Annotated in this window: 20 protein-coding genes; 16 read left to right on the top strand and 4 right to left on the bottom strand. The window is 71.8% G+C overall.

The window, feature by feature from the left end; all coding sequences use genetic code 11:
• Window positions 1-15: 15 nt before the first annotated feature.
• On the bottom strand, window positions 16-2,208 hold the full coding sequence (locus tag ACFYMM_RS28295) for an MMPL family transporter (RefSeq protein ID WP_388391308.1): 2,193 nt from the start codon (window positions 2,206-2,208) through the stop codon (window positions 16-18).
• A gap of 412 nt (window positions 2,209-2,620) precedes the next feature.
• On the opposite strand from ACFYMM_RS28295, the gene ACFYMM_RS28290 reads away from it, so the two are divergent.
• The 8 genes from ACFYMM_RS28290 to sbnA all read left to right on the top strand — a co-directional run bounded on the left by ACFYMM_RS28290 (window position 2,621) and on the right by sbnA (window position 13,826).
• On the top strand, window positions 2,621-2,851 hold the full coding sequence (locus ACFYMM_RS28290) for a hypothetical protein (RefSeq protein ID WP_388391306.1): 231 nt from the start codon (window positions 2,621-2,623) through the stop codon (window positions 2,849-2,851).
• 158 nt (window positions 2,852-3,009) lie between these two features.
• Entirely contained in the window at window positions 3,010-3,852 is an 843-nt protein-coding gene (locus ACFYMM_RS28285) for a tetratricopeptide repeat protein (protein ID WP_388391304.1), read from the top strand.
• 191 nt (window positions 3,853-4,043) lie between these two features.
• Window positions 4,044-4,460 (top strand): hypothetical protein, encoded by a 417-nt coding sequence (locus tag ACFYMM_RS28280; RefSeq protein ID WP_388391302.1) that lies wholly within the window; start codon window positions 4,044-4,046, stop codon window positions 4,458-4,460.
• 264 nt (window positions 4,461-4,724) lie between these two features.
• A complete protein-coding gene (locus ACFYMM_RS28275; protein WP_388391300.1) occupies window positions 4,725-7,382 on the top strand; it encodes a Pls/PosA family non-ribosomal peptide synthetase in 2,658 nt (885 codons plus the stop codon).
• Window positions 7,383-7,395: 13 nt separating this feature from the next.
• Window positions 7,396-10,647, top strand: coding sequence for an amino acid adenylation domain-containing protein (locus ACFYMM_RS28270; RefSeq protein ID WP_388391298.1), 3,252 nt, complete (start codon window positions 7,396-7,398; stop codon window positions 10,645-10,647).
• 42 nt (window positions 10,648-10,689) lie between these two features.
• A complete protein-coding gene (locus tag ACFYMM_RS28265; RefSeq protein ID WP_388391296.1) occupies window positions 10,690-11,697 on the top strand; it encodes a TauD/TfdA family dioxygenase in 1,008 nt (335 codons plus the stop codon).
• Window positions 11,694-12,764 carry a 2,3-diaminopropionate biosynthesis protein SbnB gene (gene sbnB / locus ACFYMM_RS28260; protein ID WP_388391294.1) on the top strand — a complete coding sequence of 357 codons (1,071 nt, stop codon included), beginning with the start codon at window positions 11,694-11,696 and terminating at the stop codon, window positions 12,762-12,764. The genes ACFYMM_RS28265 and sbnB overlap by 4 nt, the downstream gene beginning before the upstream one ends.
• A 36-nt stretch (window positions 12,765-12,800) precedes the next feature.
• A complete protein-coding gene (gene sbnA / locus ACFYMM_RS28255) occupies window positions 12,801-13,826 on the top strand; it encodes a 2,3-diaminopropionate biosynthesis protein SbnA (protein ID WP_388391292.1) in 1,026 nt (341 codons plus the stop codon).
• A gap of 25 nt (window positions 13,827-13,851) precedes the next feature.
• Here the strand turns inward: sbnA and ACFYMM_RS28250 are convergent, their stop codons facing one another.
• Window positions 13,852-15,060 carry a CaiB/BaiF CoA transferase family protein gene (locus ACFYMM_RS28250; RefSeq protein ID WP_388391290.1) on the bottom strand — a complete coding sequence of 403 codons (1,209 nt, stop codon included), beginning with the start codon at window positions 15,058-15,060 and terminating at the stop codon, window positions 13,852-13,854.
• 271 nt (window positions 15,061-15,331) lie between these two features.
• Between ACFYMM_RS28250 and ACFYMM_RS28245 the strand changes: the two genes are divergently transcribed.
• From ACFYMM_RS28245 to ACFYMM_RS28220, 6 genes are all read left to right on the top strand, one after another.
• Window positions 15,332-16,597: an EfeM/EfeO family lipoprotein gene (locus ACFYMM_RS28245; RefSeq protein WP_388391288.1), complete on the top strand. Its 1,266-nt coding sequence runs from the start codon at window positions 15,332-15,334 to the stop codon at window positions 16,595-16,597.
• Window positions 16,594-17,829: an iron uptake transporter deferrochelatase/peroxidase subunit gene (gene efeB, locus ACFYMM_RS28240; protein ID WP_388391286.1), complete on the top strand. Its 1,236-nt coding sequence runs from the start codon at window positions 16,594-16,596 to the stop codon at window positions 17,827-17,829. The genes ACFYMM_RS28245 and efeB overlap by 4 nt, the downstream gene beginning before the upstream one ends.
• A gap of 209 nt (window positions 17,830-18,038) precedes the next feature.
• On the top strand, window positions 18,039-19,931 hold the full coding sequence (locus ACFYMM_RS28235) for a phospholipase C (RefSeq protein WP_388391284.1): 1,893 nt from the start codon (window positions 18,039-18,041) through the stop codon (window positions 19,929-19,931).
• Between the two features lie 156 nt (window positions 19,932-20,087).
• Window positions 20,088-20,525: a pyridoxamine 5'-phosphate oxidase family protein gene (locus ACFYMM_RS28230; RefSeq protein WP_388391282.1), complete on the top strand. Its 438-nt coding sequence runs from the start codon at window positions 20,088-20,090 to the stop codon at window positions 20,523-20,525.
• Window positions 20,526-20,573: 48 nt separating this feature from the next.
• Complete coding sequence (locus ACFYMM_RS28225; protein WP_388391280.1) at window positions 20,574-20,774, top strand: hypothetical protein; 201 nt, start codon at window positions 20,574-20,576, stop codon at window positions 20,772-20,774.
• Window positions 20,775-20,943: 169 nt separating this feature from the next.
• On the top strand, window positions 20,944-22,620 hold the full coding sequence (locus ACFYMM_RS28220) for an alkaline phosphatase family protein (protein ID WP_388391278.1): 1,677 nt from the start codon (window positions 20,944-20,946) through the stop codon (window positions 22,618-22,620).
• 48 nt (window positions 22,621-22,668) lie between these two features.
• Here ACFYMM_RS28220 and ACFYMM_RS28215 read toward each other — a convergent pair whose 3' ends face one another.
• Window positions 22,669-23,331, bottom strand: a complete 663-nt coding sequence (locus ACFYMM_RS28215; protein WP_388391276.1) for a response regulator — start codon at window positions 23,329-23,331, stop codon at window positions 22,669-22,671.
• Window positions 23,328-24,521, bottom strand: coding sequence for a sensor histidine kinase (locus ACFYMM_RS28210; protein WP_388391274.1), 1,194 nt, complete (start codon window positions 24,519-24,521; stop codon window positions 23,328-23,330). Before ACFYMM_RS28210 ends, ACFYMM_RS28215 begins: the two co-directional genes overlap by 4 nt.
• 131 nt (window positions 24,522-24,652) lie before the next feature.
• Here ACFYMM_RS28210 and ACFYMM_RS28205 point away from each other — a divergent pair, with 131 nt between their 5' ends.
• Entirely contained in the window at window positions 24,653-25,573 is a 921-nt protein-coding gene (locus ACFYMM_RS28205; protein ID WP_388391272.1) for an ABC transporter ATP-binding protein, read from the top strand.
• Entirely contained in the window at window positions 25,570-26,433 is an 864-nt protein-coding gene (locus tag ACFYMM_RS28200; RefSeq protein ID WP_388391270.1) for an ABC transporter permease, read from the top strand. Before ACFYMM_RS28205 ends, ACFYMM_RS28200 begins: the two co-directional genes overlap by 4 nt.
• Window positions 26,434-26,481: the final 48 nt, after the last annotated feature.

The raw sequence follows: 26,481 nt of genomic DNA, 5'->3' as shown, positions 1-26,481 counted from the left end.
CCCAGAAGGGCCGCCCTAGTTACGGCGTCCCGACGGGTCGGGCGCGACCGCGTCCCGGGTCTGGCCGGCGGCCGGGCCGTGACCGTGGGATGCTCCGCCGGCGCCCGCTGTCGCCTCCTGCGCCCGGTCCCCGTGCCCCGGCCACCACGCGGCGTGGCCGATCAGCGCGGTCAGGCTGGGAGTGAAGAACATCGCCATCACGAAGGCGGCGACCGCGATGCCGAAGGAGACGGCGAATCCCATCTCCGTGAGCAGCGCGTTGCCGGCCAGCATCATCGTGGCGAAGGTCGCCGCCAGGATGAAGCCCGCCGCGGCGACGGTCGGCCCGGCGTGCCGCAACGCCATGCCGGCCGCCTCACGCGGCTCGCGGCCCTCCCGGGCCTCCTCACGAAGCCGGGCGATCATGAGGATGTTGTAGTCGGTGCCGATGGCGACCACGAAGAGGTACATGATCACCGGGAGCATGAACATCAGGCCCGAGTGTCCCTGGCCCTTCTGGAAGATCCAGACCGTGGCGCCGAGAGTGGCGCCGAAGCCGAGACCCACCGAGGCCATCAGATACCAGGGGGCGACCACACTGCGCAGCAGCAGCCCCAGGATCACCATGATCAGCAGGGCGGCGACCGGGAAGACCGTCCGGTAGTCGTGGTTCACCGCGGCGTTGATGTCCTTGAAGATCGAGGACATGCCGCCGACCAGGGCATCGGTGCCGGCGGGTGCGCCGGCGTGCGCGACGTCGCGCACCTTGCCCACGGTCTCGATCGCCTTGTCCGTCGACGCCTCGTACTTGAGCGTGACGGTGAAGTCCGCGGTGGTCCCCGCCTTGTTCACCTGGTTCATGCGCGCGGAGGCCACGCCGTCCACGGCGCCGAGCTTCTTCGCGTACGCGTCGAAGGCGGACGTGTCCAGCGGCTTGCCGTCGGTGCTGGACAGGTACACGTCGGTGGGGGCCGCGGCGCCCGCCGAGTACGCCTTCTGCATCTGGTCCTGGACGACCATGGATTCCTTGGTCTTGGGCATGGAGCCCGACGCCAGGTCGAACGTGGCCTTGTAGCCGAGCGTGCCGAGCGACAGCGCGATCAGGACGAGGCCGGACGCCACGGCGGCCAGGGCCGGCCGGCGCTGCATGCCCCGGCCGAGGGCGGCGAAACGGGCGTTCTCCGGCTCCTTCTGCCAGGACTTGGACGGCCAGAAGACCTTCGGTCCGATGAGCGAGACCACCGCGGGGATCAGGGTCAGGCCCGCGATCAGGGTGGCGCCGACCGCGATGGCGAGCGCCGGTCCCATCTGCTTGAGGAATCCGAGCGTGGACAGCACCAGCGCCAGGAAGGCGATGATGACCGCCCCGGCGGCCGAGGCGATGGCCTCGCCGACCCGTCCGACCGCGTTGATCATGGCCTGCTTGGGCTCGTCGCCCGCGCGCAGGCGTTCGCGGTACCGGAACATCAGGAACAGGAAGTAGTCCGTCCCCACGCCGAAGAGCACGACGATCAGGATCGACGAGATGGAACTGTTGGCCTGCAGGTCGAACAGCTTCGTGGCGTACGCGATCAGCCCGTTGGCGACCGCGGACACCAGACCGATCAGGATCAGGGGCAGTATGGCGAGGATCGGCGCCCGGAAAATGATCAGCAGAGTGACCAGGATGATCACGAACGTGCCGATGCCGATGAGCGCCTGGCCGCGTTGGGACGAATCCTGCTGGTCCAGGGCCTGCGCGGCGGAACCGCCGAGCTTCACGTCGAGATGCGTGCCCTGAGTCAGCTTCTTGACGTCGTCACGCAACACCTTGGCCGCGTCCGACTGTTTGGGCTGGCCGGCGTTCTTGCTGTCCATCTGGACCAGGGTCATGGTGTACCTGCCGTCCTTGGACGGCTGGCCGGGGACGACCTTCTGCACCTGGTCGATGTGCTTCTTGCCCAGTTCGGAGGTGATCCGGGCGACATCCTGCAGGTCGGCGGCGGTCAGCCTGCCGCCGTCGGTGCGCTGGTACAGCGCTATCGCGGACGGGGTGAAGGCGCTGGGGAACGCCTTCGCCTGGAGATCCGCCGCTTTGATCGACTCATAACTCTTGGGTAGGAAACTGCTTTCATCACTGTTCGACGGCAGGCCCGGAGCGGTGGCGACGATCGCCACCGCCGCGATGAGCCACGCCACGATCGTCCAGACGGGGTGTCGGACGACAGCGTTGCCAATACTTCGGAACATGCGGAAGGTCCTCCTGGGCAGGAAGATCACCGCAGCCCGGGGAGCGGACCCCGGCATCGGCGACCCCGACCGGCGCACTCCCAACGAGCCGGTCGTACGGTTGTCTTGAGGTCTGATCGTAGTGACCGGCGGGGCGGGGTCAGCGCCGCCGTGGGCCTCGCGCGTGACGAGCCGTTGAATTTCGGCCAATGTTGCGACACGGGTCGAGCGCGTGGTGAGGGACCGGCTCACGGGGGCTGCCGCACGCTGTCGCCGACTCTCCAAGTGGTGACGAATGCGGGCGAGTTGCCGCCGTGCCGGAAAGCTCGCCGGGCGGCCGGGAGCCGCTCGGGAGATCCGCCGCCAGGGGCGATTCATGCCATTGGCCGCTCCCGGGGCGAAATCCTCCCAAGAGGCATGCATGGTGAGTCACATGAACGCAATACAGGCGACTCGCCCTCAGAAGACCATGTCCCGAGCCCTCGCGGTCGGCGCCGCCCTTGGCGTCGCTCTCGCCATCGGGCCTGCTACGGCCGCATCCGCCGCGTCCCCCGTGACGGAGAAGGCCACGGCCGCCCAGTACAGACCGACCGGCCTCCCGCACCACGGCGGGGGCGACGAGGACGGAGGCTGCGAGGGTCTCATCGTCCTCCTCTGCAACTGACCCATATCCGAACCGGCGACCACCCGAACCGACGGTCACCCGCCGCGAGACCGGGATCAGGCGGAGCAGGAGGGCGGTACGCCCACGCGGTCCCTGCTCCGCCGCTCCCGTGCGTACCTGGCTGCGCCCGCTGCGGGCCGTATCCCTATGCTCCGCGCATGACAATCTTCCGGTCGCGCGGCCGAAACGCCGGCGCGCAGACGACGAGATCTCCGCTGGCCCGGGCCACGGCCCTGTACCGGGCCGGACGCTATGCCGAGGCGGAGGCCGAGGCCCGTGCCGTGGCCGAGGCCCGGTCCGTCCTGCACAACGACATGTACGCGCCGCTGGCGCTGAGCCTCGCCGCGAGCGCGACGGGCGCCCAGGGCCGCCACGCCGAGGCCCTCGCCGCCTACGACGCCGTGCTGCCGGTCTTCGGCAGGACGTTCGGCGCCGAGCACCTGCAGACGCTCAAACTGCGCTCGGACCGTGCCCAGACGCTGACCGCGCTGGACCGGCACGCCGAATGCGAGGCGGAGTGCGCGGCCGTCGCCGCGGTCGCGGCCCGGGGCGCGGCACCGGAGATGCCCCTCATGGAGGCGGCCGCCCGCAACGGACAGATCTACGCCCTCAACGCGCAGGGCCGCCACCCGGAGGCCGAGGCACTCGCCCTCAAGGCCCTCGCCGACCATAGCACGGTGGACCGGCTCACCCTGGTCCTGCGGCTCGGTCTGGCCCGGAGCCTGGTCGGCCAGGGCCGCCACGCCGAGGCCCTCGCCGAGGCCGAGCGCGCCGACGAAGTGCGCCGCGGCCTGTCCGAGGAGCAGGGCCGTCCGGAGACCGGCGCCGTCGAACTGGCCTTCGCCAACGCCCTGTTGGGCCTCGACCGCCCCGCCGAGGCGCGTCCCGCTGCCGTGGCCGCACATGACGCCTGTCTGGCCGCCTTCGGCCCGCACCACCGCCGCACCGTCGAGGCACGGACACTGCTCGAACGTATCGACGGCGCCGCTTCGCCGCGTTGACGCCGCGCGAGTCGCGGCATTCCTCGCCGAGGGCCTACCGGCAGACCGTTCCCGCAGGTCGCGCTCGCTGTCGGCGGCGGGCGGCCGCGCGGACCGTTCGGCAGATCAGGTGGTTCTGGGGGCAGGGCGTTTCCTGGGGGCGTGCGGAGCGTTGATTCAGCGCGTCCGTCATCTGCCCTGTGGAGGTACCAGTGAAAGCCGCGAAGTTCGCGACCGGGTTGGCGCTGGGGCTGGCGGTGACCACCACCATGGTCACCACGCCCGCTTCCGCCGCGCCGCGCTCCGCCGCGGCCGACCGTGTCGTTCTCACCAACGCGGACAGCGGCCACAGCGTGGCCCGGTCGGTCGGTGACGACACCGAGATCCGGCTGACGGCCTACCGCGCGGACGGCCTGACGTACACCTGGAGCATGCCGGCGGCCGGCGACAGCCGCGTCCTGGGCCGGACCGTCGGCGGCACGGCACCGACCGGTGACGCGTACGCGGTCCTGCACGCGGAACGACCGGGTACCAGCACCGTCTCCGCGCTGCGGCGGTGCCGCCCCGACCCCGGACGTCTGTGTCCCATGGTCGTCGTGCCGTGGAAGGCGACCATCGAGGTGAGCTGAGACGGTGCGCCGAGACGGTGCACTGAGACGGTGCACTGAGACGGTGCGTCGAGACATGGGGCGGACCAGGTGACCAGCCAATCGGGTGATCCGTGACGGAGGCCGGTCCGGCGGTAACCAAAGGAAAACGGGCCCGTCGGGCATTTCCCCCGCCCCGCGCGACCGATCAGAAGTGGCAACCTCACGATGGCCTGCCCAAACTGAAGCTGGCGGTTCGTGATCAGGAATGACCCTTGGTGATTCAAACGTCCTCCAGGAGATCGAATGGTGGAGCAGTCCTCCGAAGTTTCCATATCCGGGCGGGACACGGGCGCCGTCAGCGGAAGCCGTGACCCCGGCCCGGAGAGGACGGACACCGAGCGGAAACTCGCGGAAGCCCTGGCCGACGTCGTGGGCGCCGAGCACGTTCCGGTCGACAGCCACTTCTTCGACGACCTCGGCGCCAACTCCCTGGTGATGGCCCGCTTCTGTGCGCGGGTCAGAAAGAACCCGGACCTGCCGTCCCCGTCCATCAAGGACATCTACCGGTACCCCACGGTCCGGGGCCTGGCGGCAGCCCTCCTGGAGACGGCTCCCCGGCCGACAGCCCCGCCGACCGACCCGTCGACAGACCCGTCGGCCGGCCCGTCGACAGACCCGTCGGCCGGCCCGACGACCGCAGCCTCGGCGTCGGTGCCGCCGAAACCGCCGGATCCCGTGACGCGTACGAACAGGCTGAATCATGTCCTCTGCGGAACAATTCAGTTGCTGGCCTTCCTGGGATACTCCCTTGTCGCCGGTTTCGTGACCGCCAGGGGTTACGAGTGGACCGCCACCGGGTCAGGGCTGGCCGATGTCTATCTGCGGTCGCTGCTGTTCGGCGGGGTCGGTTTCATCGCCATGTGCATGTTCCCGGTCATCGCCAAATGGCTTCTGGTCGGCCGCTGGAGACCGGGCGAGTTCCCCGTCTGGGGTCTGGCCTATCTGCGCTTCTGGCTCGTCAAGGTACTGCTGCACGCGAATCCGATGGTGCTCTTCGCCGGGAACCCGCTGTACGTGCTGTACCTGCGGGCACTGGGCGCGCGGATCGGCAAGGGCGTCACGATCCTCTCCCACTCCGTTCCGGTCTGCACCGACCTGCTGACGATCGGCTCCGGTGCGGTGATCCGCAAGGACGCGTTCCTCCTCGGCTACCGGGCGCACGCCGGGCGCATCCAGACCGGCCGCATCACCCTCGGCCGTGACGTGTTCATCGGCGAGAAGACCGTCCTGGACATCGACACGTCGATGGGCGACGGCGCACAGCTCGGACACGCCTCCGCCCTGCACCGCGGCCAGGCGGTCCCGGCGGGCGAGCGCTGGCACGGGTCCCCGGCACAGCCCACCCGGATCGACTACGTGCGGGTCGCGCCGGCCAGGTGCGGTACCGCGCGCCGGGCCTGGTTCGGGCTGCTCACACTGGTCCAGCTGTTCTTCCTGTACATTCCGCTGGCCGTCGGCGGGATGTACATGCTGTGCACCGAGGTACCGGCGATCGGCAAGCGGCTCGACCCGCAGACGCTCACACTGACCCCGGCGGAACTCCTCTCCGACGCGCTGGTCCTCTCCCTCGTCCTGTTCTTCGGCTTCGTCGCCGTCGGACTCGTCGTCCTGTTCACCGTCCCGCGGCTGCTGCACCTGGCCCTCGAACCCGACCGGGTCTACCCGCTCTACGGATTCCACTACGCGATGCACCGGGCGACGGCCGGCCTGACGAACATCAGGTTCTTCGCCTGGCTCTTCGGCGACAGCTCCTACATCGTGCACTACCTGCGCGGCCTCGGATACGACCTGTCCCGCGTCGAACAGACCGGCTCGAACTTCGGCACCGAAGTCCAGCACGAGACCCCCCTGCTGGTGACGGTCGGCAGCGGGACGATGGTGGCCGACGGACTGTCGCTCATCAACGCGGACTACTCCAGCACGTCCTTCAAGGTGTCTCGGGCATCCATCGGGCCGCGCAACTTCCTCGGGAACAACATCGCCTATCCCTCGGGCGGCAGGACAGGGGAGAACTGCCTGCTGGCCACGAAGGTGATGGTCCCGCTGGACGGCGAGATCCGCGAAGGCGTCGGACTCCTCGGCTCACCGTGCTTCGAGATCCCCCGCTCGGTGGAGCGCGACACCCGGTTCGACCATCTCAGGACCGGCGCCGAACTGCGCCGCAGTCTCGCCGCGAAGAACCGTTACAACCTCCGGTCCATGGCGGGCATGCTGGTCGTGAGGTGGCTGCACACGTTCGCCCTCACGGTGTTCGGACTCGCCTCGGTCGATCTGTACGGCGTGGTCGGCCATGTGGTGATCGCCGGATACCTGGCGTTCACACTCGCCTTCTCCACCCTCTACTACGTGCTGCTGGAGCGCTGCATCACGTCGTTCCGTGCGCTCAGCCCCCGGCTGTGCTCCATCTACGACCCGTACTTCTGGTGGCACGAGCGCCTGTGGAAGGTACCGGACCACTACCTCAACCTCTTCAACGGAACGCCCTTCAAGAGCCTCGTGTGGCGGCTGCTGGGCGTCCGCGTCGGCCGCAGGGTCTTCGACGACGGCTGCTACCTGACGGAGCGGACCCTCGCCGCCATCGGAGACGAGTGCACGCTCAACGTCGGGAGCAAGATCCAGTGCCACTCCCAGGAGGACGGCACCTTCAAGTCCGACCACATCACGCTCGGTACCGGCTGCACGCTGGGCGTCGGCGCCCATGTGCACTACGGCGTGACGATGGGCGACGGTGCGGTGCTGGCGCCCGACTCCTTCCTCATGAAGGGCGAGGAGGTCCCCGCGCACGCGCGCTGGGGCGGCAACCCCGCCGAGGAGATGCCGGACACCGCCGAGCAGGGCGGTGGCGTCGGCCGGGCAGCACCACCGTTTTCCGCCGACGCCCCCGCGGCGACCGTGAGTTGAGGAAGGCCATTCGATGGGAACGCGTGTGGAAGCCGGCCGGGAGTTCTGGAGCCGTGCGCTGACCGCCGGTGGCATCACCACCGTGCCGCGCTGGACCGGGGAGCCGGTGCCGGGTACGGCCGAGCACGAGGTGCCGGCGCCCGACGACCTGACCGAAGCGGTCCGTGAGCTGGCCGAACGGCTCGAAGTGCCGTTCACCGCACTGCTGTTGGCCGGCCACGCCAGGGTGCTCGCCTCGTTGTCCGGCGAGCGGGAGGTGGTGACGGGGTACGCCGCCGGAGCGCGGGGCGGACCCCTGCCCTGCCGGCTGACCATTCCCCCGGGAACCTGGCGGGACCTGGTGTCGGCCGCCCGGCGCGCCGAGGCGGACGTGCTGGCGCACCGGGAGTTCCCGGTGGCGGAACTGCGACGCGAACTGGGAGTGGCCGAGCCGTCGTACGAGGTCGTGTTCGGCCCCCTCGGAGCCGTGGAACCCCTCCTCGGCGAGGGGGTGCTGGATGTTCGCTGGTCCGAGCGGGACGGACGGCTGACGCTGCGGCTCGGGTACCGCACGGACGTACTGGACGCCGTGTCCGCTGCGCGTATCGCGGGCTACCACCTGACGGCGCTCGGGCTGATGACGGCCGACGTGGACGCCGAGCACGCACGGCAGAGCCTGCTGTCGGCCGACGAGGTCCGTGAGCAGTTGGAGGGACTGGCCGGGCCCCGCCGGCCGCTGCCGGACGCCCGGGCCCACGAACTGTTCGAACAGCGTGCGCGGGCGTGTCCGCGGGCGGTGGCCGCCGTGCACGGCGAACGGCAGTGGACGTACGCGGAACTCAACGGCCGCGCGAACCGGCTGGCGCGGGCGCTGCTGGCCCGGGGCCTGGGCCCGGAAGACGTGGTCGCCGTGGTCACCGAACGCCGTCTCGACTGGCTGGCCGCCACCCTGGCGGTGTTCAAGGCGGGCGGCGCCTACCTGCCGATCGAGCCGCACTTCCCGGCCGGCCGTATCGCGGCAACGTTGTCGCGGGCCGGGTGCCGGCTGGTCCTGACCGAGTCCGGTAGCACACACACCCTCGACGAGGCGCTGGCCACCGTGCCGGAGGCAGAGAAGGTGCTGATCGAGACGGCGTACGCGGAACCGCACTCCGAGGAGGATCCCGGAGTCCGGGTCGACGCCGGTCAGCTGGCCTACGTCTACTTCACGTCCGGCTCCACCGGAGAGCCCAAGGGCGCGATGTGCGAGCACGCCGGCATGCTCAACCACCTCTACGCCAAGATCGACGACCTGGGGATCGACGAGGACTGCGTGGTGGCGCAGACCGCTCCGCAGTGCTTCGACATCTCGCTGTGGCAGCTGGTGTCGGCGCTGCTGGTGGGCGGGCGGACACTGCTGGTCGAGCAGGACGTGATCGTGGACGTGACACGGTTCCTCGACACCCTGGTCGACGGCCGGGCCGGGGTGGCGCAGGTCGTGCCCTCCTATCTGGAGGTGGTGGTCTCGTATCTGGAGCAGCACCCCCGTCCCCTGCCGGACCTGCGGTGTGTGTCGGTGACCGGCGAGGCGTTGAAACGGGAGCTGGTCCAGCGCTGGTTCGCGGTCCAGCCGGGGATCAGGCTGGTCAACGCCTACGGGCTGACCGAGACCTCCGACGACACCAACCACGAGGTCATGGACACGGTGCCGGAGCGGGTGCTGCTGGGGCGGCCGGTGAACAACGTGCGCGTCCATGTCGTGGACGAGCACCTGTCGCTGGTGCCGCTCGGCGCGCCGGGACTGATCGCGTTCTCCGGAGTCTGTGTGGGCCGCGGGTACGTCAACGATCCCGAGCGGACCCGTGAGGCGTACCGGAGCGACCCCTACCGCCCCGGTGAGCGGCTCTACCTGGGCGGTGACTGGGGCCGCTGGCACCCCGGCGGCAAGCTGGAGTTCCTCGGCCGCCGGGACAACCAGGTCAAGATCCGCGGGTTCCGGATCGAGATCGGCGAGATCGAGAACACCCTGCTGCGGGTGCCCGGGGTACGCGACGGCGCGGTGGTCGTCGCCGACCTCGCAGGGCGGAGCAAGCACCTGATCGCCTTCCACACGGGCCGGCACCTGCCGGCGGACGAGGTGCGCGAGGCGCTGGGCGCCGTACTGCCCGGCTACATGGTCCCCTCGGCCTTCCACTGGCGTGCCGAACTGCCGCTGACCGCCAACGGCAAGATCGACAGGAAGGCCCTGACCGCCCTGGCCGAGCAGGCGGCCGAGTCCCCGCCGGGCGAGAAATCCCGCGCCCCGCTCACCCCGGCCGAACGGAAACTGGCCGCCGTCTGGGCCGAGTTGCTGGGCGTACCCGAGCACCGGATCGGCCCGGAGGACCACTTCTTCGACTCCGGTGGCACCTCGCTGACCGCGGTCAGACTCACCGTCGCCCTCGACCGCGCGGTGTCCCTCAAGGACATCACCCGGCACCCGGTACTCGCCGACCTGGCCGCCCTCCTGGACGGCACGGCCCGGCAGCACCCGGAGCTGCTCCAGCCGCTGACCGCGGCGGACGGGGCGGCGGAGTGCGCCCTGGTGTGCTTCCCCTACGCGGGCGGCAACGCGGTCAACTACCGGCCGATGGCCGGCGAGCTGGCCGGCAGCGGCCTGACGGTCCTCGCGGTGGACCTGCCCGGTCACGACCTGGCCGCGCGTCACGAGCCGTTCGCGCCGATCACCCGGGTGGCGGAACAGGTCGTGGCCGAGATCAGCGCACGGGGCCTGACCCGGGTCATGCTCTGGGGCCACTCGTCGGGCGCCGCGCCCGCCGTGGAGACGGCCAGGAGGCTCCAGGAACGCGGTGTGCACGTGATCCGGGTGTTCCTCGGCGCGCAACTGCTCGGCACCGCCGACGAGCGGCGCGCCGCCATCGGCGACCTGACGGGCCGGGGCGACGCCGAGACCGCCGCGCGGCTGGCCGGCGACAGCGGCTACACCGAACTCGCGGAACTGAACGAGCGGCACGCCGCCCACATCGGTGCCGCCTACCGGCACGACTGCCTGTCCGCACACCGCTACTTCCTCGATGCCCTGGACTCCCCGCCGCCCGTGAAGCTGTCCGCGCCGGTCTCGGTGGTCGTCGCCGCCGACGACCCGCACACGACCGGCCACACCCACCGGCACCGGGACTGGCTGCTGCTGGCCGAGCACGTCGATCTGTACGAACTCGCGGACGGGGGCCACTACTTCCCCCGTACCCGTCCGGCCGAGGCGGCGCGGGCCGTCCTGGGCGCCGTCGTACCACTGGCCTCCTCCTGAGTCGCGCAGCGCCTCAGGACGGGCAACCGAAAGGAAACCGAGATGTCGTCCTCATCCCTGGCACCACCACTGGACGTGGAGCTACGGCCGGACAGACCCGCGATCGTGCACGTCGAGTCCCCCGGGGACGCGCCGGGCTGGGCGGCGCAGTACCGCGAGGCGCTGCGGGCGCGGGTCACCGAGCACGGGGCGCTGGTCGTCCGCGGCCTGGGGCTGCGGGAGGCGGACCAGGCCGGTGCCGTCTTCGCCGGGCTCGCCGGTGACCTCGTACGAGAGAGGGAGGCCTTCGCCCCCCGTGCGGCCGAGGGTCCGGCAGGGCTGTACTCGTCCATGCCCTGGCCGGCGAACCAGCCGATGTGCATGCACCACGAGCTGAGTTATCTGCTGGAGGTGCCCGGTCTGCTGCTGTTCGCCTGTCTGAGCGCGCCCGACGGGGGCGGCGCGACGGCGGTGGCCGACGCCGAACAGGTGCTCCAGTCGCTGCCGACCGCGCTGACGGAGCGGTTCGAGCGGGAGGGCTGGCTGCTGACCCGCACCTACAACGACGAGATCGGGGCGTCCCTGCCGGAGTCGTTCGGCACCGACGACCGCACCGAGATCGAGCGCTACTGCCGGGCGCACGCCATCGACTTCACCTGGCGGGCCGACGGTTCCCTGTACACCGAGCAGCTGCGCAGCGCCGTGGTCCGGCATCCCCTCACGGGCCGGCGCTGCTGGTTCAACCAGATCGCCTTCCTCAACGAGTGGACGCTGGATCCGGAGGTGCGCGAGTACCTGCTGGATCTGTACGGCGAGGACGGGCTGCCGTTCAACACCCGCTACGGCGACGGCACCCCGATCGGCGAGGACGTGGTCCAGTTGCTCAACAGCACGTACGAGGAGCACACCCGGCGCGAGCCCTGGCAGGCCGGCGATCTGATGCTCGTCGACAACATCCGCACCGCGCACAGCAGGGAGGCCTTCACCGGGGAGCGGCGCGTGCTGGTAGGCATGGCCGAGCCCCGCCGTCTGGCCGACGGCTGCCCGACCCCGGAGGCGAGCCGACGATGACCACTCCTTTGCCGACCGACACCGGGTCGGGCACGTTGCGGCCGGGCTCGGCGCCCACGTTCGCGGTGATCTCCGGCGAGCAGGTGCAGCGAGCGCTCAGCGGGCGCGAGAAGCAGATCGTGGAGCTGGTCGAGGCCACCTACCGGCTGCACGGCTCCGGCGACTCGGTCAACCCGCCGTCGTACTTCCTGCGCTTTCCCGACCGGCCCACGGCGCGGATCATCGCGCTGCCAGCCTCCATCGGCGGGTCGGTGCACGTGGACGGCCTGAAGTGGATCTCCAGCTTCCCGGACAACGTGCGCGACGGGCTGCCCCGGGCGTCCGCGGTCCTCATCCTCAACGACCCGGAGACGGGTTACCCGTTCGCCTGTCTGGAAAGCTCCATCATCAGCGCGACCAGGACGGCGGCCTCGGCGGCCCTGGCGGCCGACTGGCTCAGCCGCACCCGGACCCGCCCCACCAGGGTCGGATTCTTCGGTACGGGTCTGATCGCCCGCTACATCCACACCTTCCTGGCCGGCACCGGCTGGGCGTTCGACACGATCGGTGTGCACGACGTGTCGGCCGACAGCGCCGCCGGCTTCTCCGGCTACCTGCGGCAGGCCGGCACCCCGGCCCGGGTCACCGTCCACGACAGCGCCGAGGACCTCGTCCGCTCCAGCGACCTCGTCGTCTTCGCCACCGTCGCCGGCCGGCCGCACGTCGCAGACCCGGCCTGGTTCAGCCACAACCCCCTGGTCCTGCACGTGTCCCTGCGCGACCTCGCCCCCGAGGTCCTGCTGGCCTCGGCGAACTTCGTCGACGACGTCGAGCACTGCCTCAAGGCGGACACGTCCCCGCACCTCGTCGAGCAGCTGACCGGCGACCGCGGTTTCCTGAACGGGACCCTCGACGACGTGATGACCGGACGGGCCGCCCCGCCGGCCGACCGACCGGTGATCTTCTCGCCCTTCGGGCTCGGCGTCCTGGACCTCGCCGTGGGCAAGTACGTCTACGACGAAGCAACCCGGGCGGGGGACCTCCGCCTCATCGACGACTTCTTCCACGACCTGCGCCGGTACGGCTGAGGCCGTCATCCCGGCCCTGGTATCAGGAGGCCCGCCGTGCCCGTCATCTCCACTCCTTACGACTTCAACGAAGGCCGTCTCTTCGTCGACCTCAAGTCGATTCTCGAATGCCCCCTCTACCTCAAGTGCGAGGGCTTCAACTTCGCCGGCTCCATCAAGTTGAAGGCCGCGAACGAGATGGTGGAGAGCGCCGAGCGGGACGGGGTCCTGAAGCGGGGTTCCATCCTCGTGGAGTCCTCGTCCGGGAACCTGGGCGTGGCGCTCAGCATGATCGCCGCCAGCAAGGGCTACCGGTTCCTGTGTGTGACGGACTCCCGTTGCAACCTCTCGACCAGACTGCTGATGGAGGCGCTCGGCAGCCAGGTCCACGTCGTGGCCGACCAGGACTCCAACGGCGGATTCCTGGGCACCCGGATCGAGTACGTCCGCGCGCTGTGTGCGTCCGACGACCGCTACGTCTGGCTCAGTCAGTACACCAACGCGGGCAACTGGCGGGCGCACCACCGTACGACGGCGCCGGAGATCGCCGACCAGTTCCCGGAACTGGACGTGCTCTTCGTCGGAGCGGGCACCACCGGCACCCTGATGGGCTGCGCGCGCTACTTCCGCGAGTGGCACCGGCCGGTGCGCGTCGTCGCGGTGGACAGCGTGGGCTCGGTGGCCTTCGGCGGGAAGCCGGGCCGCCGGATGATCCCCGGGCTGGGCATGAGCATGCGCCCGCCGCTGCTCGACGAGTCCTATGTGGACGAGGTGATCCAGGTGGAGGAGGCGGACACCATCCGTACCTGCCACCGGATGGCCAGACACGGCTTCCTGTTCGGCGGCTCCACGGGCACGGTGGTCAGCGGCGCGACGGACTGGCTGGCGCGCAACGGCACCCGGGACATGACCGCGGTGGCGATCGCGCCCGACCTCGGCGAGCGCTATCTCGACACCGTCTACCAGACCAACTGGCTGCAGGATCTGTACGGCGACCACATATTCGACCCCGAGCAGGTGAGCACGCCCTCACGTCGCGTCAAGTCCGTGTCTCAGGCGCCCGGCGAGCGGCGAAGATCGTAGGAGGACGCTCATGGCGACGGCGCTCTCACCCGGCCTGGATCACGCCGTCGACCCGCAGGGCGGCGATGTCGGAGGCGCCGTAGCCCAGCTCGGCCAGGACGCTGTCGGTGTGCTCGCCGACGGCGGGGACCGCGTCCATGCGCGGGGACGTGCCGGCCAGGTCCGCCGGGGGCAGCAGCGCGGGCACCGTCGCTCCGCCGGGGATCGGTACGTCCCGCCAGCGGCCCCGCTCGGCGAGGACCGGGTGGGCCAGGAAGTCGTCCACGTCGTTCACGCCGGCGTTGGCGATGCCCGCCGCGTCCAGCAGCCGTGTCGCCTCGGCGCTGTCCAGCTCGCCGAACCGCCCGGCCACGATCGTGTTCAGCTCCGCGCGGTGGGCCACCCGGTCCGAGCCGGTGGCGAACCGCGGATCCGTGACGAGTTCCGGCAGGCCCAGGAACCGTTCGCACAGGGACACCCATTCACGTTCGTTCTGGATGGAGAACAGGACGTCCTTGCCGTCGGCGGCCCTGTACGCGCCGTACGGGGCGATCGTGGCGTGCTGGGTGCCCAGGCGCGGGGGCTGGGTGCCGCCGAAGCGGGTGTAGTAGGCGGGCTGGCCCATCCACTCGGCCAGCGCCTCGAACAGCGAGACCTCCACCGCCCGGGCGACGCCGGTGGTGGCCCGGGTGAACAGGGCGGTCAGGATGCCGGAGTAGGCGTACATGCCGGCGGCGATGTCGGCGACCGACACCCCGACCCGGGCGGAGCCGTGCTCGTTGCCGGTCAGTGAGACCAGCCCCGTCTGGCACTGCACCAGCAGGTCGTACGACTTGCGGTCGGCCCAGGGGCCGGTGGTCCCGTAGCCGGAGACGGAGCAGGAGATCAGGGAGGGGTGGCGCTCGGCGAGGGCCTCGGCGCCCAGACCCATCCGCGCCGCCGCGCCGGGCGCCAGGTTCTGCACGAACACGTCGGCGCGGGCGAGCAGCCGCTCCAGGACGGACCGGCCGGCCGGGGACTTCAGGTCGAGTGTCACGGACTCCTTGGAACGGTTGAGCCACACGAAATAGCTGGACTCGCCGTGCACCGTGGTGTCGTATCGGCGGGCGAAGTCGCCTCCGCCCGGCCGCTCGACCTTGATGACCCGGGCACCGAGGTCGGCCAGCTGGCGGGTGGCGAAGGGCGCGGCCACCGCCTGTTCGACGCTGACGACGGTGATGCCCTCGAGAGGGCGTGCTGCGGGCGGCTCGGTCATGAGGACAGCTCCAGGGGTGTGGTCCCGTCGGGAGCAGCATCATCCCCCGCCCGTGCGGGAGCGTCCCCGGGCGGCCGCCCGCCGTGCCCGCCGGGCCGATCCGTGTACGGTCCGAGCCGCTGGGCGTGCCTCCGGCGGGCGGACAGGTGAACCCCGGGCGAATTCTGGCTTTCCCTCCGGTCAGGAGCCGGTCAGGAACGCGGTCCCGGCGCGGTGGTCGGCCTATGATCACCAGCGCCGCCTCGTTCGTACGACTCCCAGGAGGCCCGGCATGCCCGAAGCCGCAGTCGGCGCAGCGGCCGCGCCCGGCGCCATACCGCCCCCGCCCCCCGGCCCCGCCGGCCGGTGGCGCACCGCGCTGCTCGCGGGCGGCGCCCTGGTCGCCGCCGCGGCCGTCGCCGCGGCCGTGCTGGCGGTCGGCGGCCCGGGCACGGGCGGGCACACGGCGCAGGACACGGTCGGCCCGCGGCGCGTCACCGTGGAGGTGACGCCCGCCGGCTGCGGGCGCGGCTGGACGCATCCGCGGTCCGGTCGCCAGGTCTTCGACCTGCGCAACACCTCCAGCACGGCGGCCGAGGTGTATCTGACCGACGCCAGGACGGGCGCGGTCTACGGCGAGGTCGACGGTCTCGCCCCGGGCACCGACCGCCCGCTCCGGGTGACGCTGGGCGACGGCTCGTACGCCTTCAAGTGCCTGCCCGACGACGCGGACGCCGTCACCGGCCCCACCGTCCGGATCACCGGGGGCGGAGCGGCCAGGAGCGGCCCCGCGGCCGTCCCGGTGACCCAGCAGGACCTCATCCCGCCCACGCTCGCCTACCAGAAGTGGATCGGGGCGCGCACGGCCGAACTGGTGGGCCTGACCGACGCGTTGCGGGACGCGGTGGACCGCGGGGACCTCGCGGCGGCCCGCGCCGCCTGGCTGCCCGCGCACCTGGTGTACGAACGGATGGGCGCCGCCTACGGCACCTTCGGCGACGCCGACAAGGTGATCAACGGCACCACGGCGGGGCTCTCCGGCGGCGTGCGCGACCCGGGCTTCACCGGCTTCCACCGGGTGGAGTACGGCCTGTGGCACGGGGAGTCCGCGAGCGCGCTGCGGGGTCCGGCCGACCGGCTCGCCGGAGCCGTCCGGGCCCTGCGCGACCGTTGGCCCGGCGAGCGGATGGACCCGGCCGACGTGGGCCTGCGCGCCCATGAAATCCTGGAGAACACCGTGCAGTTCGAGCTGACGGGCCGCACCGACTACGGCAGCGGCAGCAACCTGGCCACCGCCCGCGCCAACCTCGACGGCACCCGGGCGCTGCTCGGGTTCCTCCGCCCGCTGCTGACGACCCGCGACACCGGTCTGCGCGGTGTCGACGCATGGCTGGACCGTGCCGGGCACACGCTCGACGCCCTGGACCGCGACGGCCGCTGGACGCCGCTGACCGGCCTGGGCCGCGCCCAGCGGGAGAGGGTCGACGCGGATCTGGGCGAACTGGTCGAGCGGCTGGCCGACGTGGCGACCCTCACGGATGTACGGAGGACCTCGTGAACCCCACGAGCAGGGTCGGCCGGCGGGGCTTTCTGACCGGCGCGGCGGCCATGGCGGGCGCGGGGCTGGTGGCCGCCGACCACGGTGCCGCCCTGGCCGCGCCGCCCGGCGACGGGCAGCCCGCCGCGAGCGCGGTCGTACCCTTCCACGGCCCCCACCAGGCCGGCATCACCACCCCGCCGCAGCGCGCCACGGCGTTCGTGTCCTTCGACCTGACCGCGCGGGACCGCGGTGAACTGGCCGACCTGCTGCGCACGCTCACGGACCGGGCGCGTTTCCTCACCGCCGGCGGCAGCCCGGACGAACCGGGCATCACGGCCCCGCCCGCCGACTCCGGCACGCTCGGCCCCGACGTGCCGGCCGACCGGCTGACGGTCACGGTCGGCGTCGGTGCCTCCCTGTTCGACGAGCGCTACGGTCTCGCGGGCCGCCGGCCCCGCCGACTGACCGCCATGCCGTCGTTCCCCGACGACGACCTGGACGCGGCCTGGTGCCACGGGGACCTGAGCGTGCAGTTCTGCGCCGCCGACCCGGACGCGGTGCTGCACGCCCTGCGCGACGTCGCCCGGCACACCCGGGGCGGGATGCAGGTGCGCTGGCGGATGGACGGGTTCGTCAGCCCGCCCCGACCCTCCGGCACCCCGCGCAACCACCTGGGCTTCAAGGACGGCATCGCCAACCCCGACGTCGGCGACGCCCGCGCGATGGACCGCCTGGTGTGGGTGGGCGCCGGCGGCGGCGAGCCGGACTGGGCGACGGGCGGCAGCTACCAGGTCGTACGGCTCATCCGGATGCTGGTGGAGTTCTGGGACCGGGTCTCCCTCACCGAGCAGGAACGCATGTTCGGCCGCGCCCGGGACACCGGCGCGCCCCTGGACGGACGTCACGAGAAGGACGCGCCCCGCTACGCCGACGACCCCAAGGGCGACATCATTCCGCTGAACAGTCACATCCGGCTCGCCAACCCGCGCACCGGCGCCACCGCCGGCCAGCGTCTGCTGCGCCGCGGCTACAACTACGACCGGGGCATGGACGCCAACGGCAACCTCGATCTGGGCCTGCTGTTCTGCTGCTACCAGCAGGACCTCGCCCGGCAGTTCGAGACCGTGCAGAAGCGGCTGGCCGGGGAACCGCTCGTCGACTACGTCACCCCGTTCGGCGGCGGCTACTTCTTCGCCCTGCCCGGCGTACGGGACCGGTCCGACTGGCTGGGACGCGCGTTGCTGTCCTGAGCCGACCGCCGGGCCGGTCAAGAGGACCCCAAGACACCATGAGTATTTCCTGACCGAACATTCGCTCGCACGTCATTGCCGCTCCCCCGCTCCGCCGTCACCATTGCGCAGGATCCGGCCGTGGATGTCATGACCATGGACGTCATGGTGATGCCATGGCCATGGATGTCGTGGCAGTGGAAGTCAGTGCTCCCGGAAGGCGAGACAGCATGATCGGCACAGGAAGAACCCCAGGCGCGCGGCGCCGGCTGACGAGGGTGGGCGCGCTGCTCGGCGCGGCCGCCCTCGCGAGCGCGGGCGGGGCCGTCCCCGCCTTCGCGGGCTCGTCGCCCGGCGGTCACGGCCACCCCGGCACCCACACCGCGACGCCGATCAAGCATGTGGTGGTGATCTACGACGAGAACGTGTCGTTCGACCACTACTTCGCCACCTACCCGCAGGCCGCGAACACCGACGGCACCCGGTTCGAGGCCGCCGCGCACACCCCGAAGGCCGACAACCTGCTCAACTCCGGGCTGCTGACGAAGAACCCCAACCTGTACGCGCCCAAGCGGCTGAGCAGCGCGCAGGCCATGACCTGCGACCAGAACCATTCCTACGGCCCCGAGCAGTACGCGGCCGACGGCGGCAAGGCCGACAAGTACGTCGAGAACACCGAAGTCAGCAAGTGCAGCGGGCTGTTCGGCGAGCCCGGGCTGGTGATGGACTACTACGACGGCAACACCGTCACCGGCCTGTGGAACTACGCCCAGCAGTACGCCCTGGCGGACCACTCCTTCGGTTCGACCTACGGCCCCTCCACCCCTGGCGCGCTCGAACTGATCTCCGGTCAGACCCACGGTGTGGTCTCCGTCGACCCGGCCACCGGTACGGAGAACCCGAAGCAGACGAAGACACCGGACCCGTACACCGTGCTGTCCCCGGACGCCAAGGGTGTCGGCACGCTCGTCAACGACCCGGACCCGGCCTTCGACGACTGCTCGGGCAAGGACCACACCAGCACCAACGCGCTCGCGTCGATGCAGGGGAGGAACATCGGTGACCTGCTCAACGCCAAGGGCGTGAGCTGGGGCTGGTTCCAGGGCGGCTTCCGCCCGAGCACCGCGTGGGACGGCAAGCAGGGCGACTACGCGAAGTGCGACAGCACGCACACCAACACCGGCGGGGCGGCGGCCGTCGACTACAGCCCGCACCACTCCCCGTTCCAGTACTACAAGTCGACGTCCAACCCGCACCACCTCGCCCCGAAGAGCATCGCGGAGATCGGGCACAACGGCCGGGCCAACCACAACTACGACCTGACCGACTTCGACGCCGCCCTCAAGGCCGGCAACCTGCCGGCCGTCAGCTTCCTGAAGGCCGCCGAGTACCAGGACGGCCACGCGGGTTACTCCGACCCGCTCGACGAGCAGCACTTCCTGGTCAAGGAGATCAACGCGCTGCAGCAGTCGCCGGAGTGGAGGTCCACCGCGGTCGTGGTCGCCTACGACGACTCCGACGGCTGGTACGACCACGTCACGTCGAAGGTGCTGAACGGTTCCAAGGACTCCACGATCGGCTCCAACGGCAAGGCCCTGGACGGCCCCGCCTGCCAGTCGGGCCCGGCCGCCGCGGGCGGCTACGCGGACCGCTGCGGCCCCGGCACCCGGCAGCCGCTGCTGGTCATCTCTCCCTACAGCAAGGTCAACAAGGTCGACCACACCGCCACCGAGCAGACGTCGGTCACCAAGTTCATCGAGAACAACTGGCACACCGGCCGGATCGGCGACGCCTCCTTCGACCGGCGGGCCGGCAGCCTGAACGGCATGTTCGACTTCAGCCACCCGAACGACAAGCAGGTGCTGCTGAACGCGGACGGCTCGGTCAAGTCGGTCAAGCGGATCCCGCACTACGACCGGACCGCCTCCGCCGCCTCCGCCGGGACGCCCTATGCCCCGTACGTCGAGGACCTCAAGGCGCAGAACGTGGCGGCCAGCAGCCCGGCCTCCCCGGCGCTGCCGATAGCCCTGGCCGCCGGTGCCCTGACGGCCGGCACGGCGGCCACCGCGTTCGCCCTGCACCGCCGCAGGAACCGCGCCAAGAGCCCGGCCGCGGCGGGCTGACCGCCCCTCCCCGCCCCAGCGCACTCTCGACGGCCCCGGTCCCGGCAGGACCGGGGCCGTCCGCTCGTGCGCGACTCGAACCCGGTGGGCCGTCCGGCCCCGGCAGAGGCCGACCGGCCCTACCTCCGCCCGGCTGCCACCGGGGACCACGGCAGGATGCTCCGGAACAGCGGCATCCACGCGCTCGACAGGCGGGCGTGTCTGCGCCTGCTCGCCGGAGTGCCGGTCGGCCGTGTCGTCTACACCGAGCAGGTGCTCCCGGCCGTGCTCCCGGTCAGCTTCCGCCTGGACACCGACTCCTGCGTGCTGCTGCGCACCTCGGCGGACGCCGGCCTGGTGCGCGCGGTCGACGGTGCCGTGGTGGCCTTCGAGGCGGACGAGTTCGACGCGGCGACCCGCTGCGGCTGGAGCGTGGTGGTGACCGGCCGGGCCACGGTCGTGACCGACTCCGAGACCCCGGAGCGTCCGGCGGCGAGCGGCCCGGATCCCCGGGCGGCGGTGCCGGTTCCCGAGAGCGTACTCGTCCGCATCGCGTCGGAGATGATCACCGGCCGCCGTCTCACCGGACCTTCACAGGATCGGGCGGTGATCTGAACCACGCTGGGCACCCGGCGCGTGCCGCCGCTCGGAAGGGGCCGTGTGATGATCATCGTCGCCGTACTGCTGCTGCCCGTGCTGGGACTGATGCTGTACGCGCTGGACCGGGTCGAGGACCTGCTGTCCGGCGGACCGTCGGCGCCACGCTCTTCGCGTCGCCGCCATCTGCGACTGGTCGGCGGCGGTGACGGCGGGACGGAGCGTCGTCCGACCGGACCGCCCGGTCGGCACGTCGACGCCGCTTGACGGACGGCCGTGGGCCAAGCGCTGGGCCGCGCAGGCCTCTTTGCCCGCGCCGTTGCGTTTCTTGGGCTGGACCCGGTGTGAAAGTCCGCTTCCGTACATGTCGTCCGCCTCGGATGTGGGTGCACGGTTCGCAGGCCTCGCCTGCTCAGTTCAGCCCGAGGAGCAACCCTTGTCCCGACGCCCCGTCCGCCCGGTCCGTACCGTCACGGCCGCTGCGGCCGCACTCGCCGCCGTCGGCGCGCTCACCGCGACCGCCGCGAGCGCCGCACCCGTCTCCCCGCGGGTGCCCGCACAGCCGCACCGGGCCGCCCGGCATGTCCTGCTGCTGTCCATCGACGGCCTGCACCAGTCCGATCTGGCCTGGTACACGGCCCGCAATCCGCACTCGGCCCTCGCCCGGCTCGCCGCCGGCGGTGTGGAGTACACCCACGCGAGAACCACCAACCCCTCGGACTCCTTCCCGGGCATGGTCGGCCAGCTCACCGGCGGCAACCCGGGCACCACGGGCGTCTACTACGACGACGCCTACAGCTCCGCGCTGCTGCCGGCCGGCACCACCAAGTGCGCCGGCGCCAGGCCGGGCGCCGAGGTCGACCTCACCGAGGACCTCGACCGGAACAAGGACTCCCTGGACGCGGGCCAGGGTCTGAGCGGCCTCCCCGGCAGCATCCTGAAGATGACCGGCGACCCGGCGCGCCTCATCGACCCGTCGAAGCTGCCGGTCGACCCGAGGACCTGCAAGCCGGTCTACCCGCACGCGTATCTGAAGGTGAACACGGTCTTCGACGTGGCCCGCAAGGCGGGACTGCGCACCGCCTGGTCCGACAAGCACGCGGCCTACGAGATCCTCGACGGCCACTCCGGCGACGGCATCCAGGACCTGTTCACACCCGAGATCAACAGCACGGCCCTCGGCTACCCCGCGGGCGACGACTGGACGAAGGACAACGCGGCCACCGAGCAGTACGACGGCTACAAGGTGCGGGCGGTCCTCAACCAGATCGACGGCTACGACCACAGCGGCAGCCACCGGGTCGGCACCCCCGCCGTCTTCGGCATGAACTTCCAGTCGGTCTCTACGGCGCAGAAGCTTCCCTCCTCCGACGGTCTGGCGGGCGGTTACCGGACCAAGGGCGTGCCCGGCCCGCTGCTGGCGAAGAACCTCGCCTTCGTCGACCGGCAGGTCGGTGCGTTCCTCACCGAGCTGCGCAGGCGCCACCTCGACTCCAGCACCACGGTCATCCTCTCCGCCAAGCACGGCCAGTCGCCCATCGATCCCAAGGCGCTGACCCGCATCGACGACGGTCCCCTGCTGGACGGCCTCAACGCCGCCTGGAAGGCCGCCCACCCGGGCTCCGGGGACCTGGTCGCGCACGCCGTGGACGACGACGCCATGCTGCTCTGGCTCACCGACCGCTCGCAGGCCGCCGCCGACTTCGCCCGCACGTACCTGCTCGCCCGGTCGGGCACCGGCAACGGCATCGACGGCCAGGCCAGGCCGTTCACGGCGAGCGGTCTGACGGCCCTGTACGCGGGTGCGGGCGCCGCCCGGTACTTCCACGCGGCGCCGGGCGACTCCCGGGTGCCCGACCTGGTCGGCGTCACCCGCGAGGGCGTCGTCTACACCGGCGGCAAGGGCAAGATCGCCGAGCACGGCGGCGCCCACGCCGACGACCTCGACGTGCCCCTGGTGGTCTCCGGCGCCGCCACTCCGCACGGCGTCCGGGTCGGCGGAGCGGTGCGCACCACGCAGATCGCCCCGACCATCCTGCGGCTGCTGGGCCTGGACCCGCGGGCCCTGGACGCGGTCCGCGTCGAGCGCACCCGGGCACTCCCGGTGCGCTGACGCCCGCCGGTGCCGCCCCGTCTGGGGCGGCACCGGTTCCCGCCGCCCTCACCGGGACGGTGTGACCAGCCCCGTCTCATAGGCGGTGATCACGAGTTGTACCCGGTCCCGGGCGCCGAGTTTGGTGAACAGCCGGGACACGTGCGACTTGGCGGTGGCCACGGTGATGAAGAGGTCCTCCGCGATCTCGGTGTTCGACCGGCCGCGTCCCACCAGGGTCAGCACCTCCCGTTCCCGCTCGGTGATGCCCTCGACCGGCCGGGGAGGGGACGGCGGGGCACTGTGGGGGCGCCCGACGAAGTCCGCGATCAGCCGGCGCGTCACCGCCGGCGCGATCAGCGCGTCGCCGGCCGCGACCACCCGGACCGCCGCGAGGATGTCGTCCAGCGCCATGTCCTTGACGGCGAAGCCGCTCGCACCCGCCCGGAGTGCGCCGTAGACGTGCTCGTCCTCGTCGAAGGTGGTCAGGACGAGGACGCGGGTGGCGGTCGGACCGGCCGTGATCAGACGGGTGGCCTCGATACCGTCCATGCCGGGCATCCGGATGTCCATCACCACGACGTCGGGGCTGGTGTCCCGGACCAGCTGGACCGCCTCGACGCCGGTGGCGGCCTCGCCGACGACCTCCAGATCGGGGTGGTCGGCCATGAGCACGCGCAGCCCGGACCGCATCAGGGGCTGGTCGTCGGCGAGCACGATCCGCACGGTCATCGGGCCTCCACCGGCACTCGGACGGGCTCGGGCAGCGGCAGCCGGGCCGCCACCCGGAAGCCGCCCCCGGGGCGCGGGCCCGCACTGAGGTGGCCGTGCAGCAGGCCGACCCGCTCCCGCATGCCCACGAGGCCGAAACCTTGTGCCGGGCCGTCCCCGGGGGCGCCGCGCCCGTCGTCGACGACCTCCACGGACAGTTCCTGCTGCCCCTGGTCGACGAGCACCCGGCAGTGCCCGGTGCCCGCGTGGCGGACCACGTTGGTCAGCGCCTCCTGCACGATGCGGTAGGCGGACAGGTCGATGTCGGCGGGCAGGGGGCGCGGCTCCCCCGCGCGGCACACGTCGACGCGTACCCCGGCGTCCGCGGTCGCCGCCGCCAGCTGTTCGAGGTCGGCGAGCCCCGGCGAGGGCGCGAGCGACGCCGGTGCCGGGTCCGCGCCGCCCGGTTCGGCCTGCCGGAGCGCCACCAGCGTGCGCCGCAGCCCGGACAGGGTCTCCCTGCTGGTGGCCTCGATGGCGCGCAGTGCCTCGCGGGCCTCCGCCGGCTGGGTCCGGATGACCCGGCTGCCCATTCCGGCCTGGATGGCGATGATGCCGATGCTGTGCGCGACCATGTCGTGCAACTCCCTTGCGATCCGCAGCCGTTCGGCGGTCACGGCCTCGGCCACCTCCTGCGAGCGCAGCGCCACCGCGTGCTCACGGCGCTCCCGGCTGAGCAGTCCGACCATGCAGGAGGCGACCATCGCCAGGAGCGCGATCACCCCGACGGAGATCATGTTGTCCCCGTGCGCGAAGGCTCCGACGAGCAGGGTCTGCACGGTGGAGGACACCGCCACTGCACCGATGGAGGCGCGTCGCGTGCCGGTGGCGACGACGTACCCGAGGACGAGGTCCACGGCCAGGTACGACAGGAACTGACCCTGGTACGACACCACCAGGCTCGCTCGGCCGGAGCTGGGAGTGCAGGCCACCACGAGGGCGGCTCCCAGGAGTGTCAGGGCCAGGGCGGTCAGCGGCGCCCGTCGCAGCACACCGACGAGCAGGCTCACCGCCAGCAGCGACCCGACCGCGTGGACCGTGCCGGAAGCCCGGTGCGCGGCCCCCACCAGCACGGCCAGCAGGAAGAGGTACAGGACACCCCCCGCCCAGGCCATGACCGTCGTTCTCCCCGTCCGTGGTGTCGCGTCCATGCCGGGAGAGTAACCAGCCGCCGCCCGCCCGGCATCGGCCCGGGGATGTACGCCCGGGGGCCGAGGCGGCCGCGCGATGTGCCGCCCTGGGCCCCATGTCAGCGGGCGAACCCCCCGGCAGGGTTGTCCCTGTGATCGAGGTCAACGAACTCACCAAGCGATACGGCGGCAAGACCGCCGTCGACCATCTGTCCTTCACCGTGCAGCCGGGCCAGGTCACCGGCTTCCTCGGCCCCAACGGAGCCGGCAAGACCACCACCCTCAGGGTGCTCCTCGGCCTGGACGCGCCCACCGCCGGCACGGCCACCGTCGACGGCGTCGCCTTCGGCAGCCGTCCACGCGGGCTGCGGCATGTCGGCGCCCTGCTCGACGCCCACCAGGTCCACGGCGGACGCAGCGCCACCGCCCACCTGTCGGCCCTGGCCCGCAGCAACGGCATCCCGCCGCGCCGGGTGGACGAGGTGCTGCGGGAGGTGGGGCTGACCGAGGCCGCGTCCCGGCGCATCGGCGGGTTCTCGCTCGGTATGAAGCAGCGGCTCGGGATCGCCACGGCCCTGCTCGGCGACCCGCCCGTGCTGGTGTTCGACGAGCCGGTCAACGGGATGGACCCGGAGGGCGTGCTGTGGGCGCGCCGCCTCTTCCGGCGTCTGGCGGCCGAGGGCCGGACGGTCTTCCTCTCCAGCCATCTGATGTCGGAGATGGAGAACACCGCCGACCAGCTGGTCGTCATCGGCCGGGGACGGCTCATCACGGCCGAGTCCGTGCGGGACTTCGCCGCCCGTGGCACCCGCCTCGGCGTCCTGGTGGGGACACCGCGGGCCGCGGAGCTGACGGCGGTGCTGACCGCGGCCGGCGCGACCGTCCGGCCGGACGGCCCGGCGGGCGCCGGCCGGCTCGCCGTGGCCGGGCTGCCGGCGGACCGGATCGGAGCACTCGCCCTGGAGAACCGGATACCGCTGAACCAGCTGACCACCCGGACCGCCTCACTGGAGGAGGCCTTCATGGAACTCACCGCCGACAGCGTCGAGTACCTGGCAGGACAGCCCCGATGACCCCTCTCGTCTCCGCCCCCGCGACCGTCTCCGGCTCATCCGCGGCGTCGGCCGCCGAGCCGCCCGCCCGCTTCCGCGATCTGCTCGCCGCCGAGTGGATCAAGACGCGGTCACTGCGTTCCACCACCTGGACGATCGCGCTCATCACCCTGTTCGTCATCGGGTCCGCCGCCATGGCCGCGCTGGCGGACTACAACAACCTCGCCGGCTCCGGCCCGAGCGCACGGCAGCCGGTCGGCTTCCGGCCCTTCGACTCGTATCCGCCGGCCGGCTACTGGACGCTGATGCTGGTCGCCGGCACCATCGGCGCCCTCACGGTGGTGAGCGAGTACAGCAGCGGTCTGATCCGCACCACCACCGTGGCGGTCCCCGCCCGCGGCTCGGTGGTGCTGGCCAAGGCGGTCGTCACCGCGGCCCTGTGGACCGTGGTCGGCACGGTCGTCGCCACCGGTTCCTTCCTGGTCGCCCAGGCCGTCCTCGACGGCCGGCACGCCGGGGTCTCGATCACCCATCCGGGGGTGGCCCGAGCCCTGCTGGCATCCGCGCTGTCGGCGCCCGTCTGCGCGCTGATCGGCCTGGGCATCGGCGTCCTGGTCCGGCACAGCGCCGCCACGATGGTCACCAGCATCTTCACGCTGCTGATGCTGCCCGAGCTCTTCCCGGACACCAAGCCCTGGCCCGCCCACGTCAACCACGCGATGGTCATCATCGCCTGGCGGCGCCTCGTCCAGAACTGGGGACCGGATCCCGGGTCCCTGAGGCTCAGCGCGACGGTCCACGGCTCCTGGACCGTGTACCTGCTCTGGCCGCTGATCGCAGTCGTACTCGCCGTACTCGTCGTACGCCGCCGCGACGTGTGAGCGGCGCGGCCGGCCCGGCGCCACGGGGCGCCGGGCCGGTCCGCCCGC

The sequence above is a fragment of the Streptomyces sp. NPDC006739 genome (assembly GCF_042869815.1).
Lineage (GTDB): Bacteria > Actinomycetota > Actinomycetes > Streptomycetales > Streptomycetaceae > Streptomyces.
Note: the sequence above shows the minus strand (reverse complement) of the source record. Positions and strands in the feature narration are given on the sequence as shown.

What these genes read in the sequence shown, in the direction of transcription:
- ACFYMM_RS28295 (WP_388391308.1), bottom strand. Translation starts at nt 2,208, where the DNA reads ATGTTCCGAAGTATTGGCAACGCTGTCGTCCGACACCCCGTCTGGACG.
- ACFYMM_RS28290 (WP_388391306.1), top strand. Translation starts at nt 2,621, where the DNA reads ATGAACGCAATACAGGCGACTCGCCCTCAGAAGACCATGTCCCGAGCC.
- ACFYMM_RS28285 (WP_388391304.1), top strand. Translation starts at nt 3,010, where the DNA reads ATGACAATCTTCCGGTCGCGCGGCCGAAACGCCGGCGCGCAGACGACG.
- ACFYMM_RS28275 (WP_388391300.1), top strand. Translation starts at nt 4,725, where the DNA reads ATGGTGGAGCAGTCCTCCGAAGTTTCCATATCCGGGCGGGACACGGGC.
- ACFYMM_RS28270 (WP_388391298.1), top strand. Translation starts at nt 7,396, where the DNA reads ATGGGAACGCGTGTGGAAGCCGGCCGGGAGTTCTGGAGCCGTGCGCTG.
- ACFYMM_RS28265 (WP_388391296.1), top strand. Translation starts at nt 10,690, where the DNA reads ATGTCGTCCTCATCCCTGGCACCACCACTGGACGTGGAGCTACGGCCG.
- sbnB (WP_388391294.1), top strand. Translation starts at nt 11,694, where the DNA reads ATGACCACTCCTTTGCCGACCGACACCGGGTCGGGCACGTTGCGGCCG.
- ACFYMM_RS28250 (WP_388391290.1), bottom strand. Translation starts at nt 15,060, where the DNA reads ATGACCGAGCCGCCCGCAGCACGCCCTCTCGAGGGCATCACCGTCGTC.
- ACFYMM_RS28245 (WP_388391288.1), top strand. Translation starts at nt 15,332, where the DNA reads ATGCCCGAAGCCGCAGTCGGCGCAGCGGCCGCGCCCGGCGCCATACCG.
- ACFYMM_RS28235 (WP_388391284.1), top strand. Translation starts at nt 18,039, where the DNA reads ATGATCGGCACAGGAAGAACCCCAGGCGCGCGGCGCCGGCTGACGAGG.
- ACFYMM_RS28230 (WP_388391282.1), top strand. Translation starts at nt 20,088, where the DNA reads ATGCTCCGGAACAGCGGCATCCACGCGCTCGACAGGCGGGCGTGTCTG.
- ACFYMM_RS28225 (WP_388391280.1), top strand. Translation starts at nt 20,574, where the DNA reads ATGATCATCGTCGCCGTACTGCTGCTGCCCGTGCTGGGACTGATGCTG.
- ACFYMM_RS28215 (WP_388391276.1), bottom strand. Translation starts at nt 23,331, where the DNA reads ATGACCGTGCGGATCGTGCTCGCCGACGACCAGCCCCTGATGCGGTCC.
- ACFYMM_RS28210 (WP_388391274.1), bottom strand. Translation starts at nt 24,521, where the DNA reads ATGGACGCGACACCACGGACGGGGAGAACGACGGTCATGGCCTGGGCG.
- ACFYMM_RS28200 (WP_388391270.1), top strand. Translation starts at nt 25,570, where the DNA reads ATGACCCCTCTCGTCTCCGCCCCCGCGACCGTCTCCGGCTCATCCGCG.